This is a genomic window from Cupriavidus sp., from assembly GCF_057315035.1.
Genome location: NZ_DBHKYV010000045.1, coordinates 1 through 15,694 on the forward strand (window position 1 = coordinate 1; position 15,694 = coordinate 15,694).

16 protein-coding genes and 2 pseudogenes are annotated in these 15,694 nt (G+C 63.6%); 4 read left to right on the top strand and 14 right to left on the bottom strand.

Annotation, left to right across the window (positions count from 1 at the left end):
• Positions 1–86: 86 nt before the first annotated feature.
• A pseudogene (locus tag ACO550_RS33630) lies at positions 87–332 on the top strand (VOC family protein); the annotation flags it as partial.
• A gap of 88 nt (positions 333–420) precedes the next feature.
• Positions 421–564, top strand: a pseudogene (locus ACO550_RS33635) (tripartite tricarboxylate transporter substrate-binding protein); the annotation flags it as partial.
• Between the two features lie 70 nt (positions 565–634).
• Here ACO550_RS33635 and ACO550_RS33640 read toward each other — a convergent pair.
• From ACO550_RS33640 to ACO550_RS33650, 3 genes are read right to left on the bottom strand one after another with little or no spacing between them, the layout of a single operon-like run.
• Positions 635–1,282 (bottom strand): 4-carboxy-4-hydroxy-2-oxoadipate aldolase/oxaloacetate decarboxylase, encoded by a 648-nt coding sequence (locus ACO550_RS33640; protein ID WP_315597657.1) that lies wholly within the window; start codon positions 1,280–1,282, stop codon positions 635–637.
• A 28-nt stretch (positions 1,283–1,310) separates the two neighbouring features.
• Positions 1,311–2,294, bottom strand: a complete 984-nt coding sequence (locus tag ACO550_RS33645) for a tripartite tricarboxylate transporter substrate-binding protein (protein ID WP_315597656.1) — start codon at positions 2,292–2,294, stop codon at positions 1,311–1,313.
• Between the two features lie 32 nt (positions 2,295–2,326).
• Positions 2,327–3,001, bottom strand: a complete 675-nt coding sequence (locus tag ACO550_RS33650) for an RraA family protein (RefSeq protein WP_315597655.1) — start codon at positions 2,999–3,001, stop codon at positions 2,327–2,329.
• 86 nt (positions 3,002–3,087) lie between these two features.
• Between ACO550_RS33650 and ACO550_RS33655 the strand changes: the two genes are divergently transcribed.
• Positions 3,088–3,984: a LysR family transcriptional regulator gene (locus ACO550_RS33655; protein WP_315597654.1), complete on the top strand. Its 897-nt coding sequence runs from the start codon at positions 3,088–3,090 to the stop codon at positions 3,982–3,984.
• Between the two features lie 123 nt (positions 3,985–4,107).
• Here the strand turns inward: ACO550_RS33655 and ACO550_RS33660 are convergent, their stop codons facing one another.
• The 5 genes from ACO550_RS33660 to ACO550_RS33680 all read right to left on the bottom strand — a co-directional run bounded on the left by ACO550_RS33660 (position 4,108) and on the right by ACO550_RS33680 (position 9,221).
• Entirely contained in the window at positions 4,108–5,103 is a 996-nt protein-coding gene (locus ACO550_RS33660) for a tripartite tricarboxylate transporter substrate binding protein (RefSeq protein ID WP_315597653.1), read from the bottom strand.
• The gene (locus ACO550_RS33665) at positions 5,088–6,095 is read right to left on the bottom strand and encodes a tripartite tricarboxylate transporter substrate binding protein (protein ID WP_315597652.1); all 1,008 of its coding nucleotides are present in this window, start codon (positions 6,093–6,095) and stop codon (positions 5,088–5,090) included. The genes ACO550_RS33660 and ACO550_RS33665 overlap by 16 nt, the downstream gene beginning before the upstream one ends.
• Before the next feature lie 58 nt (positions 6,096–6,153).
• Entirely contained in the window at positions 6,154–7,221 is a 1,068-nt protein-coding gene (locus tag ACO550_RS33670) for an NAD(P)-dependent oxidoreductase (RefSeq protein ID WP_315597651.1), read from the bottom strand.
• On the bottom strand, positions 7,218–7,895 hold the full coding sequence (locus ACO550_RS33675) for an RraA family protein (protein WP_315597650.1): 678 nt from the start codon (positions 7,893–7,895) through the stop codon (positions 7,218–7,220). The genes ACO550_RS33670 and ACO550_RS33675 overlap by 4 nt, the downstream gene beginning before the upstream one ends.
• Positions 7,896–7,961: 66 nt before the next feature.
• Complete coding sequence (locus ACO550_RS33680) at positions 7,962–9,221, bottom strand: alpha-hydroxy-acid oxidizing protein (RefSeq protein ID WP_315597649.1); 1,260 nt, start codon at positions 9,219–9,221, stop codon at positions 7,962–7,964.
• Between the two features lie 119 nt (positions 9,222–9,340).
• On the opposite strand from ACO550_RS33680, the gene ACO550_RS33685 reads away from it, so the two are divergent.
• A complete protein-coding gene (locus ACO550_RS33685) occupies positions 9,341–10,243 on the top strand; it encodes a LysR substrate-binding domain-containing protein (protein ID WP_315597648.1) in 903 nt (300 codons plus the stop codon).
• 31 nt (positions 10,244–10,274) lie between these two features.
• Here ACO550_RS33685 and ACO550_RS33690 read toward each other — a convergent pair whose 3' ends face one another.
• The 6 genes from ACO550_RS33690 to ACO550_RS33715 all read right to left on the bottom strand — a co-directional run bounded on the left by ACO550_RS33690 (position 10,275) and on the right by ACO550_RS33715 (position 15,686).
• A complete protein-coding gene (locus tag ACO550_RS33690; RefSeq protein ID WP_315597647.1) occupies positions 10,275–10,592 on the bottom strand; it encodes an NIPSNAP family protein in 318 nt (105 codons plus the stop codon).
• A 54-nt stretch (positions 10,593–10,646) separates the two neighbouring features.
• Positions 10,647–11,621, bottom strand: coding sequence for a tripartite tricarboxylate transporter substrate-binding protein (locus tag ACO550_RS33695; RefSeq protein WP_315597646.1), 975 nt, complete (start codon positions 11,619–11,621; stop codon positions 10,647–10,649).
• Between the two features lie 113 nt (positions 11,622–11,734).
• Complete coding sequence (locus ACO550_RS33700; RefSeq protein ID WP_315597645.1) at positions 11,735–12,634, bottom strand: helix-turn-helix domain-containing protein; 900 nt, start codon at positions 12,632–12,634, stop codon at positions 11,735–11,737.
• A gap of 92 nt (positions 12,635–12,726) precedes the next feature.
• Positions 12,727–13,521: a GntR family transcriptional regulator gene (locus tag ACO550_RS33705; RefSeq protein WP_315597644.1), complete on the bottom strand. Its 795-nt coding sequence runs from the start codon at positions 13,519–13,521 to the stop codon at positions 12,727–12,729.
• Positions 13,522–13,617: 96 nt separating this feature from the next.
• On the bottom strand, positions 13,618–14,844 hold the full coding sequence (locus tag ACO550_RS33710; RefSeq protein WP_315597643.1) for an MFS transporter: 1,227 nt from the start codon (positions 14,842–14,844) through the stop codon (positions 13,618–13,620).
• On the bottom strand, positions 14,841–15,686 hold the full coding sequence (locus ACO550_RS33715; RefSeq protein ID WP_485995094.1) for an isocitrate lyase/PEP mutase family protein: 846 nt from the start codon (positions 15,684–15,686) through the stop codon (positions 14,841–14,843). Before ACO550_RS33715 ends, ACO550_RS33710 begins: the two co-directional genes overlap by 4 nt.
• Positions 15,687–15,694: the final 8 nt, after the last annotated feature.

Consider the following 15,694-nt stretch of genomic DNA (forward strand, 5'->3'; position numbering starts at 1 on the left):
ACCGCCGCAAAGGACGTCTACGGCGTCCGCGCTATCCTTCCTCGCCCTGAAGGACCCTGAAGGACGAGGTTTGACGCGCATTTCCGATCAACCTGCACGTGAAAGGCTGGGAGTTCGAACCCAAGGCCCATCTTCCTGTGCCGGGTGCTCTCGAACTCTGCTTCATTGCCTCGATACCCCTCGATGAGGTCATCGCCCAACTCAATGCTCGTGGAGCCACCATTATCGAAGGACCGGTCGCACGGACCGGCGCGAACTATCGCCTTCGTTCGATATACCTGCGTGACCCCGACCTGAATCTGATCGAGATCTCCGAGAGGGCCGACGCATGACCATTGCATCTTCCAACCGCACCATGGTCGGTTTCGTTGGCCTTGGCCAAATGGGCAAGCCGATGGCGTTGAACCTGGTATAGGCCAGGTCAAGGCAGGAAAGATCAAGGCACTGGCCTATACCGGCCCCAAGCGACATCCGTCGATGCCCGATGTTCCGACCACTGCCGAAGCCGGTCTGCCGAGCTACAACGTCGAATCGTGGTTTGCCGTCTTCGCGCCGGCAGGTACCAGGAACTTGCAACGTGGGCCAAGGTAATCAAGACGGCAACATTACTGCTGAGTCCGATCTGGGAGTTGATTCACCTCAGCCCATACGAATCAAGCGTGCCCTGAAGGCCAAGCAGCTCGACCATGGTGGCTCCTTGCTCAAGCTTCTTCCTCATGCCGGCTTCCTTTTCCTCGCGCGCTTCGCTGGCTTCGATGACCGATTGCAGTTCGTCTGCTGCTACGACAACGAGACCGTCACGGTCGCCGACCACGATGTCGCCAGGATTGATTGGGACGCCGCCAACCACGACCGGTACGTTCAATCGGCCCGGTTGTACTTTGTTGGTCCCGCGAATGCTGAGGCCGCGGCAGAACACCGGGAAGCCCATCTCGACAATGTTGGTTGCATCGCGGACAGCGCCGTCGATCACCAGGCCTGCGATGCCGATCTTTTGTGCGGCAAACGTCAGCACGTCGCCCCAAGGGCCCGCATTGACGAATTGCTTGGCGTCGACGACGAGCACGTCGCCTGGCCGCGCTTTTGTCAGTGCATAGTGAATCATCAGATTGTCCCCAGGCCGGATGTCGACGGTCAGGGCGGGGCCGGCCACACGCATCGAAGGGTCCAGCGGTGCGATGGCCGGATCCACGGCTCCGCGTTGGCCCTGGGCCTCGTGAATGGTTGCGGTGCCAAGCCGCACGAGGCGCGCGAGCTGTTCTGCGGTAGCAGGATTTGTCATCTTCTATGGATTCCGAATTCGTTGATGTTCAGTCGACCTTCGCACCAGACCGCTTGACCAGCGATTCCCAGTACGGCATCTCTTTCGTGATAAACGTGCGGAACTGAGCCGGCGTGCCGCGAACGTCGCTGGAACCCATATCGTTCAGTTTCGCTGCGACGTCTGGTTCGGCAAGGACGGCATTGAGTTCTGCGTTCAGCCTCTGGATAAGCGGGGCCGGCGTTTCGGCGGGCACGAACAGGCCGTACCAGTTCTCGATGACGAAGCCAGGGAACCCGGATTCCTGCATGGTTGGCACGTCCGGCAGCGTCTTCGAACGCTTTGCTCCGGTGGTGGCCAGTAGTCGCAGCTTTCCCGCTTTGATGTGCGGTGCGATGGCAGTCGTCGTCTCGAACGCAATCGGTACCTGGCCTGCGATGACATCGCTCAGCGCCGGACCTTGCCCCCGATAGGGAACGTGCACCATGTCCAGTTGCCGCTCGAGCTTCAGCATCTCGCCTGCCAGATGCTGCGGGCTGCCGCTGCCTCCCGATGCATAGCTGTATTTCCCGGGCGCAGTCTTGATCAGGTCGGTCAACTGCCCTACGGTTTTCGCGGGAAGCGATGCATTGACGTATAGAACAAGCGGAACCGAGGCCACTTCGCCTACCGGTGCGAGCGCTTGAGTCGGGTCGAGCTTCAGCTTGTAGAGGTTCCGGTTAATGACGATCCCGGTATTGTTTCCGAGCAATGCCGTACAGCCGTCCGGCTTGGCGCGCGAGACAAAATCGGTGCCGATGTTGCTGCTGGCGCCGCCCTTGTTGTCGACGATAACCGTGACGCCGAGCCGCTTCGACAATCCGGGCGACACGATGCGCGCGAGAATGTCCGTCGTTCCACCCGGCGGGTAAGGCGATACCAGACGCACGGTCGGGCAAGGGTACGCTTCAGCAGCCGCAACGGGTACGGAGGTAAGTGCGCACGCTACGGTAGCGGCCGCAAACGCGGCCACGGGATGCATCTTCCAGGTCATTCTGTCTCCGATATTTTTTTGTTGGGATGGCGTCAGTGGCCAGTGCGCTGCAGCGTGTGGTAGCCAAACTGGCGACGCGCTTCTCGCAGGGAGTTGCCGGCCAGTGCTGCTTCGAGAATCTTCCCTTCCACTTCGCAGGTGCGAAGGGCGCGCTCGAACACTTCCGCGGCACGCGCTTCCGGTATGACCACCACGCCGTCGGCGTCGGCAACGATGTAGTCACCAGGTTTCACGCGGACATCGCCCAGGCTGACGACTTCGCCCACGGTGCTGACCTGCACGCGGTCCTTGCCGGTGCGCATGAATCGTCCACGTGCATAGAGCGGGTAGTCGACCTCCTGGGCCTCTGCAGTGTCACGACAGACGCCGTTGATAACGGTGCCGGCGATGCCGCGTTGCTTTGCGATCTTGCTCATGATGCCGCCCCATACGGTGCAGTCGACGCGTCCGGAATTGTCGAGGACGGCCACTGCGCCCTGGGGGATGTCGTCCAGGTAGTCGCCGACCGTGCCGGGCGTGGCGGTATCCACCGGCACGAATGCAACCGTGAAGGCTTGGCCAAAGATGCGCGGCACGCCTGCCTGCAGACCGATGCCGAGTGCGCTACCGGGCAGTTTGAAATAGTCGAGCGCGTCCGAGATTTCGGCTGTGCTGAGGTCACGCGCTGCGTCCAGCAGGCTTTTCGAAGGGGTTGAAGCACCGTCCATTGCATAACTCCATGTGGGTTGACTGGAGTTTCGAGTAAAGTCTGGACTGAATCAAACGCCGAAAATTGGACCTACATTCAAAAAAAATGAACTTGAAGCAGCTGCGGTACTTCTGTGAAGTGGTGGATGCCGGGAGCGCCGTGGCCGCCGCCGGTCGCCTGTTCGTCGCGCCCACGGCAATCAGCATGCAGATATCGCAGTTGGAGTCGCTACTGGGCGCGCCGGTGTTCGACCGCGCCAACCGGCCGATGACCCTGACCGCTACGGGCAAATTCCTGTACCCGCGGGCGAAGGAACTGCTGTCCCAGATGCGTCGACTCGATGAGGAGGCAAGGGCGGTGGCAGCTGGCAATCTCGGCTGGCTAGGCATTGGATTCACCCGCTCCGCAATCTTCTCGATCGTCCCCGAGGCTGTACGGCGCTTTCGGGAAAAGCTACCGGGCATTCAGTTAGACCTGCTGGAGCAACTATCCGAGCATCAGCCTGAATTGCTGCGCAGTGGCCGGATTGACGTTGGTATCTCGCGCTACATTGGCGAGTTCGATCGGGCCACAGACCTGGTCTACACGGAGTTGTTCGATGACCCCTTCGTCGCAGCAGTACCAATCCGGTCACCGTTAGCGAAACGCAAGGCGGTGCGGGCCGCTGAGCTGGATGAATTGGCGCTTATCCGGTATCCGAAAGACCCGCAAAGTCGGTTCGCCAGTCTGATGGTGGATGCGCTTCGTCAGGCAGGAGGCAATCCACGGGCGGGACACGAAGCCATCGAGATTCACACGGCCTTGGGCCTGGTGGCTGCAGGACTGGGCTTCACGCTGGTTGGCGCTTCGGTTGCTGCGGCCAACAGAAGTGACGTGGCCTTTGTGCGCATCGCAAATATGCAAACGCAAGCGACCCTGGTGGCGGTGACCAGAGCCGATGATGAAAGTCCTGCCGTGCGAGCGTTTGTTGCCGCTTTGGCGCTCACGCACCCCCGGTCATGATGCTCGCGCGCCAGAAAAAAGCGAGCAGCAGGATGGTGCTGCTCGCCTCTGGAAAGCGCCGTAGCGGGATACGCACAGCGAGTGTTTACTAACGACGCATTCTTACGGGACTTTACATCTCCTCTAATCCGCCTTGGCCCCGGAGATGCGAACCTGCTCCGCCGCGCTGGGCATCTGCTTTTTGACAAAGGCCCAGAACTCGTCCACGTTCATTGGCTTTACCGGCAGCGAGCCTTGCTCAGAGAACTGCTTCTGAAGCTCGGGATCCCGCAAGGCCTGATTCAGCGCTGCGTTCAACTTCTCCAGCGCTGGTCGTGGTGTGTTTGCTGGCGCCACCAGTCCATACCAGGAATCGGTGTAGAAGCCCTTCACCCCGGCTTCGTCGAATGTCGGCACGTCGGGGAGTGCAGGCAGACGCTGATGCCCGGCCACGGCAAGTGGACGAACCTTGCCAGAACGGATAAACGGTAGCGCTCCCGTCGTGATGATGAAATCCACCCGGCCGGCCATCAGGTCGGTCATCGCCGGGGCGGTGCCCTTGAACGGGATGTGTGCCACGTCCACGTTGGCCAGCTTCCTGAAGACCGCGCCGGCAAGATGCTGGCTCGACCCGACGCCCCCGGAACCGTAGTTCAATTGACCGGGCTGCATGCGTGCCTTTGCCACCAACTCTGCTACTGAACGATACGGCGAATCCTTGGGAACCAGCATCACGCCTGGCGAGGTCGTAATCATGCCAATCGGCGCGAAGTCCTTGAGCGGGTCGTAGTTGAGCCGGCTATAGAGCGCGGAATTGAGCCCGTGCGAGGTCGCCGTGGCAAGCATGATGGTGCTCCCATCGGGTTTCGCGCGCGCGGCGATATCCGAGCCAATATTGCCGCCAGCCCCGGCACGGTTGTCGATGACGATGGACTGACCCAGCGTCCGGGACATTTGCGCAGACACCAGACGGGCCACGGCGTCCGAGGGTCCGCCCGCAGGCCAGCCGACGACCATGGTGATCGGGCCCGGTGGCAACGCTGGCTGTGCCCACAGCAGTGTGGAGCAGGTCAGCGTTGCGCAACCGGTGGCGACTCGAACGGCGGCGAGTTGCAGAAACCGGCTTACTTTTCCTGCCATGGCATCTCCTTCCACAGTTGGCGGAAGCCTGCCTCGCCGCGTTCGAGTTCTGCGGCATATGCGGCCGGGGCAAGATAGCGCAGCGGCGCAAACATGGCATCGGCTTGCTGTTTGAACTGCGGGTCCGCTGCCACCTTCGCCATGGCATCGACTAGCTTCTTCTTGACTGGCTCCGGCAGTCCCTTGGGCGCTGCCAGGCCGCGCAGCGATGCAAGCTCGATGTTGAAGCCCTGCTCGCGGAACGTTGCAACGTTGGGCGCCAGTACCGCGCGTGAAAGTCCCATCTGTCCCAGGAACTTCAGCGGCGTGCCGCCTTTCTGGTAGGCCAGTGCCTCGCCCACATTGATGGCGCCGATCGTGATCTGCTGGCCAGCCAGTGCGCCTCGCACCTCGCCCGCACCCTTGTAGCCGACGTGCGTCATCTTCACGCCCGAGGCCTTTTCGAACAACAGCATGGCGAGGTGGTCGTCGGAGCCCACGCCGGTAGTGCCCACGGTCACTGCACCGGGGTTTGCCTTGGCGTACTTCACGAGCGTAGCCAGTGAATCGATATTGCTCGACTGGTTGACGGTGAATGCGCCCGGGTCATCGACAAGGTTGCCGATCAGGTCGTAACTTTTCCACGTGAACGTGGTCTTGCGTTCGATTGGGATCGTCAACAGGTTCGGCGTGTTGATAAAGCCGATGGTGTAGCCGTCCGGCGTGGCGCGTGCCAGTTCAGCGAAGCCAATGGCGCCACCCGCGCCGGGCTTGTTCTGGACCACGATGGTTGCGCCAAGCTCTTTTTCCAGATGCCGGGCCAGCAGGCGGGCGACCAGGTCAGTGCCGCCACCCGGGGCGTAGGCCACGATCATTTCAATCGGTCGGTTCGGCCACGCAGCGGTTTCGGCGCTGGCCGCGAGCGGCGCCATGGTGCCAATCACGGCGCCGAGCGCGCAGGCGGCAAGGCCGAGCGAAAGACGCCGACGATGGGAGTCGGTAGTGCGTTTCATGTTTTGTCTCCTTCGCCTGCCCTCTTGAGGCAGGCGTATTGTTGTAAAGCGCGATGCGTCAGCCTGCCGTGGTCAACTCCAGTGTCTCGATGCGCTGGCGGACCAGCGGCCAGACTTCAGGGTTCACAATGCGCGCTGGTTTAGCGCCAGTTCTGAGTAGATCGACGATTTGCGTGGCGGCCAGCGTAGCGTTCCGGCGGCGCGCATCATGGGTGACGCCCGCTGTGTGAAACGTGGCGACGACGTTATCGAGTGTCAGAAGCGGATGACCGGGCGGCGGCGGCTCCTGGTCCCAGACATCGAGGCCGGCGCCGGCAAGATGGCCACTCGACAGCGCCGCATACAGCGCGCTCTCATCGTGAATGCCGCCACGTGCCGTGCTGACGAAGATGCTCCCGGTGCGCATTGCCGCGAAAGCCTGCGCGTTGAACATCCCCAGTGTGCTGGCGTCTCGCGGGCAGTGCAGCGAAACGATGTCGGCGCTGCGCAGCAACTCGTCGAACGAGACGGATTCTGCGCCCCGGCTGGCCATCTCCGCGTCGCCAAGGAACGGGTCGAAGCCAATCACGCGCATGCCGAATGCGCGGCCGAGTGCCGCCGCACGGGTGCCCGCATGTCCCACGCCGACCAGGCCAAGCGTGCGCCCGCGCAGTTCGTGGCCCATCAGGTCCTCGCGGCTTCCGGTACTGTGCGATTTCATGCGGCGGTCGGATTCCGGGATGCGTCGCATCACGGACAGCATCAGGCCAACCGCCATCTCGGCAACGGAATCGGCATTGCCACCGGCCTGGTTCATGACCGCCACGCCCGCCGCCGTGCAGGCATCGATATCAATGGTGTCGCACCCGGATCCGCTCGACGACACCGCAATGAGATTCGGACAGCGTGCGAGCAAGTCCGCGGTCACGAACCAGCGGCGCGGCAGTTCGTCCTTGGCGGCCGTGATCTGGTACACGTGCGCCTGCGACAGGCGCGCCCATGCTTCATCGTCGGCGCCATCGCGCTGGCATGTGTGCAGGCTGATGCCGGGGGCTTCCCCTACGATGCGGTTAAAGGCGGCGTCGAGCCAGTAGTCGAAACGCACTACCTGATGCGGTTCCTGCGCCGCGTTGCGTGACTGGCTCACAGTACCCCCTTGTCGGCCAGGGAACGATCCACCCAGGTCCGGTCTGCGCGACCCTGTGCAATGGAATCGAGAACGGCAGCCTCGGTTTTCTGGATTTCTTCCACGCGAACCGCAATCGCCTCGGCCTCTTCGGCGGGCACCACCAGCAAGCCGTCACCATCGCCAATGATCAGGTCACCAGGCCGCACCACCATGCCGTCGATGCACACCGGCACGTGGAGTTCGCCGGGGCCGTCCTTGTAGGGGCCACGGTGCGACACGCCGCGCGCATAGACCGGCAGCGGTTCCTTGCCGATCGTGTCGCTGTCGCGGATCAATCCGTCGATGACAAAGCCGGCTGCGCCGCGTGCAATGGCCAGGGCCAGCATGATCTCGCCGATGATGGCATTGGGTCCCACACCGCCGGCGTCCACCACGATCACGTCACCCGGGCCCGAGAGATCAATCGCCTTGTGCACCATGAGGTTGTCGCCGGGGCGCGTGCGAACGGTAAGCGCACGGCCGACCAGGGTGCCCTCGCGACGGTGGAATGCGCGCAGTTGCGTGGTGCCGGTGGTGCGGCTCATGGCGTCACTGACATTGGCCACCGGGAAATTGCGGAAGCGCTCCATCAGTGCGGTGCTTACGGTGTGTGCGGGGCGCGGGTGAATGCGAAAGCCGTGCGGCGAGGTCATCTTGTTGTCTCCTGTGTCGGCCTCAAGGGCCGGGCCTGTTGGAATGGTTTGGGGTTGGAACGGTGCCTAGCGCGGGCGCTGGATGCAATGCGCGCCGATATCGCTTACATGGGTGGTGCCGAGCATGGCCATGTCGCGTGAGATTTCGGCGTGCATAAGCGCGATGCCGTGCGCGACGCCCTGGCCGGATGCCACGGCCGCCGCATAGGCGAAGGGTCGTCCGACAAACACGCAGCGGGCCCCCATCGCGATGGCCTTGATCACATCGGTGCCGCGACGCACACCGCTATCGAGCATCACCGGCAATTGCGGGACAGCCTCGACGATTTCCGGCAGGGCACGCAGGGGCGCAATGGCGCCATCAAGCTGCCTGCCGCCGTGGTTCGAAACGATAATGCCGTCCACCCCGTGTCGATGGGCAAGGCGCGCGTCTTCTGCGGTCAGGATGCCCTTGACGACCAGCGGCCCACGCCAGCGGCGGCGGATGGTAGCCAGGTGATCCCATGTGAAATGGGCGCGGTCAGAGAAATCGCGTTCAACATTACGCGAGACGATGGGCGCGCCGCGATGGGCGTAGGCATTCTCGAAGTGAGGCACGCCGTGGCGCAGCAGCGTGCGGGCAAACGTGCCCAGCAACCAGCGCGGGTGGGTCATGCCCTGCCAGGCAAGCGCCGCGCTGGGCCGCAACGGTGTGGAGAAGCCCGCGCGCACATTGTTCTCGCGGTTGCCGGCCACCGGTGTGTCGACGGTGATGACCAGTGTTTCGACCCGGGCAGCCTCCGCACGCGCCAGCAGCCCTTCGATATGGCGCATCTCACCGGGCAGGTAGGCCTGGAACCAGGTGCCGGGAGCGGCTTCCATGACTTCTTCGAGCCGGATCAGTGATGAGCCGCTCATGATTGCCGGCACGCTTGCCTGGGAAGCCGCCTGGGCCAGGACCACATCGCCACGGTAGGCGAACAGCGCCGAGATGCCCATCGGTGCCAGACCGAACGGCGCGGCGTAGTGGCGACCGAACAGGCTGATGCTCAGGTCCCGGCTTGCCACCCCAACCAGCACGCGCGGTCGTAGCGCGATCTCTTCGAACTGGCTGCGGTTCTGTTCCCGGGAAACGTTGTCTTCGACCGCCCCGCTCACGTAGGCGTACAGGGGGCCGGGCAAACGCTGGCGGGCCAGCGGCTCGAAATCTTGCAGAGCCAGTACTCGCTGCTTGAGCCAGGCGGCTTCCCGCCCATAGTGGGCAATTGGGGCGACGCGCGACGCCCCGTTGCTACCGGGGTGAGGTGCTGAAGCGGGTGCGGCGTCGTCGAGGGGAGCGGCTGACATAAGTGCGATGGCTATGCGTTGCAGGCAAATCTAGCAACCCCGATGCAACGACAAAAGCGAAAAATAACGAATATATAATTTCGCTTTTAGGAAAATATCGGCGCTTGGCCGGCCGCACCATGACTCTTAAGCAACTTGAGGCTTTCTACTGGGCCGCCACGTGCGTCAACTTCACGGTGGCGGCGGAGCGCGTGCACCTGTCGGTCTCCTCGCTATCGAAGCGGATTGCCGAACTGGAGGCGTCACTGGGCGTGGAGCTGTTCGACCGCAGCGGACGCAGCGCCGAACTGACGGCGCACGGCGAGCAGATGCTCCCGCAGATCCGTGCCTTGCTCCATGCGGCAGCAGACCTGCAGCAATCGGCGGGTCAACGCCATGGCTTGATTGGACGATGCCGGATCGGCTTTGGCGAACTGAGCGGCCTGACCTGGCTGCCGAAGCTCGTGCGCGAAGTCTCGTCGCGCCATCCGGGTTTGCTGCTCGAACCTTACGTGGATATCGGCCAGATCCTCGAGCAACGGCTTCACGATGGTGAGCTCGATATCGCGGTACTCGCAGGACCATCCACGCGAAGCAGCCTGGCGGCCGAACGGATTAGCCAGGTGGATTTCGCATGGGTCGCGAGCCAGTCGTTCCTTGACATGGCCGGGACCGATGATCCGCGCGTTTTGATGGGCGAGCACACCCTACTGACACTGCCGGTTGGCGCAGGGGGAACACGCGTGCTCGATCAATGGCTGGCCCGCCGTGGACTGATGGTTGGCCGGCGCCTGATGTGCAACAGCTGGGGCGCTGTCGTCGGCATGCTGGTGGAAGGGATCGGCTTCGGCTTCGTCCCGAGGCAGTGGGCCGACGCACTGGTCGAACGCGGCGCCCTGCGCATCCTGCCCGATAGCGACGCGCTGGAGCCGCTGCACTATGCCGTGCAATGGCGCCGTGACGACACACGGCCGTTGATTTCGGCGATGCGCGACATCGTGCGCGGCGTGATTGATTTCAAGGCCCCGCGATGCATGGTCTAGGGCCCCGATCGACAAGAATGTGAATGCTGGCCTACGGCTGGAAGAACGATACCGGCGTCATCAGCTGGTTTTCCTGGCTGATCAGGTAGCCGGCTTCGGCGCTCATCTTCAGGTAGTTGGCCCAGGCCGGGTCTTTCTGCAGCGCCTGGCGCTTTGCCTCGCGGTCGGCTGCGCTGTCGTAGACCCAGATATGCATGTAGCTGTTGACGTTGCCAGTTTCGGTTTGCATATAGGCCAGCGGCTTGCCCAGGTGATGGCTCTGGGTCGCGAAGCCGTGCTCGGCATACAACGCCAGATGTTTCTTGATCGTGCCGGGGCGGCAGATGTAGGTGCGAACGTCGTACAGCATGGGGTTTCCTCGAATGATGGCGGATGGTGGATAGTGAATCGTTGATCGGTGGATTCAGTCGACGGTGGCGCCGGACTGCTTGACCAGCACGGCCCAGCGCGCCACTTCCTGGTTCACGTATTTCTGGAAGGCAGGCTGGTCGTCGCCGACCGGATCCGCGCCGAGTCCTTTCAGGCGTTCCTTGACGGCAGGGTCGGCCACGCTCTGGACGATGGCCTGCGACAGCTTTGCGACTGCGGCCGGTGGCGTGCCAGCCGGTGCGAACAGGCCGAACCACGAGCGGGCGGTCATGCCCGGGAATGGCGTTTCGGAGAAGGCGGGCACGTCTGGCAATGCGGCGTGGCGCTTGCTGCCGGTGACCGCCAGCGCCTTGAGCTTGCCACTCTGTACCTGCGCGAGGACTTCGGGCAGGTTGGCGAACATGACCTGCACCTGGCCGCCCATCACGTCATTGAGTGCCTGCGCGCCGCCCTTGTAGGCCACGTGTGTCATTTTCGTGCCGGCCAGCGTGCTGAACTGCTCGCCCGCCAGGTGCGACGCGGTGCCGGTGCCGCCCGATGCGTAGTTGACGCGGCCGGCATGGGTCTTGGCGTACGCGGCGAGTTCGCTCGCCGAATTGACCGGCACCGTCGGATTCACTACCAGCAGCAGCGGCACCGAGGCCAGGTTGGACAGGCCGACGAAGTCGCGCGTGAGGCTGTAGTTGAGCTTCTGGTACAGCGATGCGTTGATCGCATGGCTGGAGGTGGCCATCAGCAGCGTGTAGCCGTCTGCGTCTGAGCGCGCGGCCGAGACGGCGCCGATATTGCCATTGGCGCCGGCTTTGTTTTCCACCACGACCGACTGGCCGAGCCGGGTCGACATGGCTTGCGCCACGGTGCGCGCGATCACATCGGTGGCGCCACCAGCGGCGAACGGCACGATGATGCGCAAGGGACGATCGGGATAGTCCGCCATCGCGTTGAAAGTAGTGATTGCCAATGCGGTAGCCACGGCAAGGCGCCGCAACGAAGCGATTGCTTTGTACATGTCTGTCTCCTGTGCTGCTGGTTTCTTATGTCTGCACCATGAGAAGCACTGTACCCAGCCGCGTGGTGGCGGCGTTAGGACGGATCAGCCGTTGTATTGGACTTTTTTGCGCGTTATTCCAGCGGACGGCAATGCTGCCTGCGGAAGTCGCCCGGCGTGAGGCCGGTCTGCTTCTTGAAGAAGCGCGCGAAGTAGGCCGGGTCGTCGATATTGAGACGGAACGCGATCTCGGCGATGCCCGTTTCGGTATTGCTGAGCCAGCGCTTGGCTTCGAGTACCACGCGTTCCTGTACCACCTGGCTGGCGGTGCGGGCCAAGGTTCGCTTGACCGCGTCGTTGAGCTGGCGCTCGCTCACGCAGAGTGCCTCGGCGTATTGGCCGATCGTGCCAAAGCGCAGGTAGTGCGTTTCCACCAGCATCGTGAAGCGGCGCGTCAGCGCCTGGTGCGGACCAACCTCGCCGGGCTGCTCGTTGTCGGGGCACAGGCGGCTCAGGCGCGTAAGCAGGATCAGCAGGCAGGCCTGCACCACGTCGCGGAAGCCGGGCTGGCGATCACGCGCCTCGCGCGCCATCTCTTCGAGCAGCGGCAGCATGCCGTCATGCTGGGCCGGCGTGAGATAGAGCGCGCTGTTGCCGCGTGTGGGGTGGAAGAACGGAAACTTGGCGACATCGTCGGCGCGCGGAAACATGCGCGCGAAGAAATCGGTGCTGAAGTTCAGCACGTAGCCGTAGGGCTTGACCGACGAGGTCCAGGCATGGACCTGGCCTGGCGAGAGGAAAAATACCGCGTGGTCGCGCACGTCGAAATGCGCGAAGTCGAGCATATGCGTGCCGCTTGCCCGGGTCATCCACAGCAGATGGTAATAGTTGTGCCGGTGCAGGAAGCCGCGCGGGATGTCGTCGCGGTCCTGCAGTCGCACAAGGTCGAAGTAGAACGCCCCCTCACCCGCGAAATCCGACGTCTCGAAGGTGGGAAACTCGGACGGGAGGCTGGGGGAGAGGGCTTCGGGCAAGCGCGGGTTTCCTTGCGGGTTGGGGTCCTGGTGACCCGCGCCATCCTATCGCAAAACCGGTCAAGACCGGCCAAAACCGGCAGATGGCCGACTTACTTCCCGCTACGCCACGTGCGGTCGAGCACCATCCGGTATGAGAAGCTCTCGGCCGGGTGCACCGACCACGCCATCTCGATCAGGTTGCCACTGGTGTCGCGGTACTGGCGATTGATCCACAGGCCCGCGGCGCCGGGCGGCATCTTGAGCAGTTCGGCAATGCCGGCGGGTAGTGCAGCGGCATGGACGATCTGCTCGATACGGGACACGGCAACGTTGAACTGTTGCTCGATCAGATGAAACACCGAGGCTTCGATATCCTGCTCGGTGCCGCGGACACCGCGATAGTCGGGGTGTACCCACACCTCGTTGTAGCAGATCGGTGTATCGGCGTCGTCGCCGGTACGTACGCCCCGGATCACGAGCCAGAGCTGTCCCTGGTAGGGGTGCAGCGCAGGGTCGGCGTGCTCGTCGACTTCACGCAGTTCGCGTGTCAGTACATGCATGCGCGTGGTGGCGGCGTACTGGAGCAGGTCGCCTACCTGGCCCACTGCCAGTTCGTAGCCCTGTTTGGCACGCGCGGCGGTGACGACCGTTCCGATGCGCGGGGTACGCTTGATCAGTTCGAGCCTTACCAGCCGTTCGATCGCGGCGCGCACCGTATGGCGGCTCGCCCCGAACTGCTTGCACAGTTCCATCTCGGTCGGGAGCTTGCTGCCCACCGGATATTTTCCCGACTCGATCTCGGCACGCAGGCTACGCGCGAGGGCGAGATAGCGAGGAATGGCGTCGGCGCGCACGCTGGTGTCCGCGTCGGCAAAGTCATCTGGGAGGGTGCCGCCTTGTTCCATGGATCGCGATGCTTGCGTCAGGTGGGATATCGAAACGGAGCATAGCCGGGACGTGTCGTGGCGGGCAAGCGTTGTCGCATGTCCACGCCACTGGCGTCAGCCGTCCATGCCACTGGTGGCCGGGGTAGGTCTGGCCCGGCCGCCCCATAGCAGCAGTCCCGCCGCCAGCACTGGCACGATGGCCAGCGCCAGGTAGGCAGCGCTCAGGCTCTGCATGCGTTGCGCGAAGTAGCCGAATGCGAGCGGTCCCGATACCACGCCAAAATAGGTGCAGAACAGCGCGCCGCCGGTAACCGATGCCACGCGCCCGGGCGGCGCCAGCCGCGCTACTTCGCCGAGGTAGACGCCATTCCATCCGATCGCGGTCGCACCAAGTAGTGCGGCAACCAGGCACAGCGGCACGAGTGTCCACTGGGATGTAAACATCGCGGTGGCCACGGCGCTCGCGCACATCAGCGCGGCGAGCACCACCAGCACGCCACGCGGCGTGCCGACCACGTCGGCAAGATGGCCCCACGCGATGCGGCCGGCAATGCCCGCGCCCTGTGTAATGGCGTAGATCAGGCCGGCCTGCGTCAGTCCAATGCCAATCTCGGTGGTCAGGTACACCATCAGGTAGCCGCTGACCGATAGCTGGCATGCGGAAAACAGCAGCGATACCGCAGCCATCGACCGCAGGCTGCGATCTCCGAGCACATCGCCAAACATCTGGCGCAAGTTGGCCCTCAACACGAAATGGCCGGTCGCGGCATCATCATGCATGCGTCGTAACGGCTGGCTCAGCGCCGCGATAAGCAGGCCCGCCACTGCCAGCGCACCAAGTGCGGCTTGCCACGAGGTCAGGGCCGCCAGCGGTGACAGCACGGCGCCGGCCAGCAGCCCGCCCAGGGGCACACCGGTCTGCTTGAGCGAGAACACAAAGCCGATGCGGCCGGGCGAAGTGGTGCGCGCGAGAATCTGCGAACTGGCCGGTGTGATCGGGCCATAGCCGATGCCGCTTGCCAGCGCTGCTACCGGCCGCAGTTCCGCCACGCCGGTGGCCAGCATGCCGAGTGCGATCGCCTGGATAAACAGGCCCAGTTGCGAGGCCCGCACCGGCCCCAGCGCCCCGACCAGCCCCGCCCCGGCGAGGCTGCCTGCCATGCCGCCAACGTAGACCAGCGACAGGAACACGCCGACGCTGGTCAGTGCCACGCCCGGTATCACGGGCGCCAGCACCGCAAATGCCAGCGTGGCCGCAGTGGCCAGCATCTGGATCGCCAGTGTGCTGGCCAGCGTGAGCGCCGCATGCCTGGTCGCGGGCGCCGGCAGGGCAGTTGTCATGAAGCGTGTCGTTTGTCGAATGCCCAGACCGACTCGAAGTCCATCAGCGTGTTGAAGCGCGGGAAGTCATAGAGCCGCTCGCCAATGCCCAGCGATGTGCGTTGCGTCTGGACGTGGCCGTAGACATCCTCGAGTGCCTTGCCCATCGCCAGGAAGCCGACCGCCGGATAGATGGCGATGGAAAATCCCATCTTCTCCAGCGTGTCGGCGGGCAGCACCGGGGTGCGGCCGGTTTCCACCACATTGACCAGCAGCGGCAGGTCGAAGGTCCGGCCGATGATCTCGAGTTCCTTCTCGGACTCGGGCGATTCCACGAACAGGATGTCCGCGCCCGCGCGTGCATAGGCCTCGGCGCGCCGCAGCGCTTCGTCGAGCCCCAGCGTTGTACGCGCATCGGTACGGGCCAGGATCAGGAAGTCGGGGCTTTCACGCGCTTCCACGGCTACCTGGATCTTCTTGACCATGTCCTCGACGGGAATCACGCGCCGGCCGGGCGTATGGCCACATTTTTTCGGGAATTCCTGGTCCTCCAACTGGATCACGCTGGCACCAGCGCGCTCGTAGCCGCGTACGGTGTGCGCGACATTGAGCAAGCCACCGTAGCCGGTATCGCCGTCGCAGATCATGGGGACCGTGGCCGCCGAGCAGAACGCGCCAACGCGGTTCACCATGTCGGTGTAGGTGGCCAGCCCCGCATCGGGCAGCCCGAGGTACGACGCAACGGTGCCGTAGCCGGTCATGTAGAGGCAGTCGAATCCCATGCGGGTGGCGATGCGCACCGAGATCATGTCGAACACGCCGGGCGCGGCAATCAACCGTTTGCGTGCGAGCAGTTCGCGCATGGACGGAC

Bases quoted from the DNA above. Each gene is read 5' to 3' on its own strand.
- ACO550_RS33680 (WP_315597649.1), bottom strand. From the start codon at position 9,221: ATGTCAGCCGCTCCCCTCGACGACGCCGCACCCGCTTCAGCACCTCAC.
- ACO550_RS33710 (WP_315597643.1), bottom strand. From the start codon at position 14,844: ATGACAACTGCCCTGCCGGCGCCCGCGACCAGGCATGCGGCGCTCACG.
- ACO550_RS33640 (WP_315597657.1), bottom strand. From the start codon at position 1,282: ATGACAAATCCTGCTACCGCAGAACAGCTCGCGCGCCTCGTGCGGCTT.
- ACO550_RS33685 (WP_315597648.1), top strand. From the start codon at position 9,341: ATGACTCTTAAGCAACTTGAGGCTTTCTACTGGGCCGCCACGTGCGTC.
- ACO550_RS33675 (WP_315597650.1), bottom strand. From the start codon at position 7,895: ATGACCTCGCCGCACGGCTTTCGCATTCACCCGCGCCCCGCACACACC.
- ACO550_RS33705 (WP_315597644.1), bottom strand. From the start codon at position 13,521: ATGGAACAAGGCGGCACCCTCCCAGATGACTTTGCCGACGCGGACACC.
- ACO550_RS33655 (WP_315597654.1), top strand. From the start codon at position 3,088: ATGAACTTGAAGCAGCTGCGGTACTTCTGTGAAGTGGTGGATGCCGGG.
- ACO550_RS33660 (WP_315597653.1), bottom strand. From the start codon at position 5,103: ATGGCAGGAAAAGTAAGCCGGTTTCTGCAACTCGCCGCCGTTCGAGTC.
- ACO550_RS33695 (WP_315597646.1), bottom strand. From the start codon at position 11,621: ATGTACAAAGCAATCGCTTCGTTGCGGCGCCTTGCCGTGGCTACCGCA.
- ACO550_RS33650 (WP_315597655.1), bottom strand. From the start codon at position 3,001: ATGGACGGTGCTTCAACCCCTTCGAAAAGCCTGCTGGACGCAGCGCGT.
- ACO550_RS33690 (WP_315597647.1), bottom strand. From the start codon at position 10,592: ATGCTGTACGACGTTCGCACCTACATCTGCCGCCCCGGCACGATCAAG.
- ACO550_RS33645 (WP_315597656.1), bottom strand. From the start codon at position 2,294: ATGACCTGGAAGATGCATCCCGTGGCCGCGTTTGCGGCCGCTACCGTA.
- ACO550_RS33715 (WP_485995094.1), bottom strand. From the start codon at position 15,686: ATGCGCGAACTGCTCGCACGCAAACGGTTGATTGCCGCGCCCGGCGTG.
- ACO550_RS33665 (WP_315597652.1), bottom strand. From the start codon at position 6,095: ATGAAACGCACTACCGACTCCCATCGTCGGCGTCTTTCGCTCGGCCTT.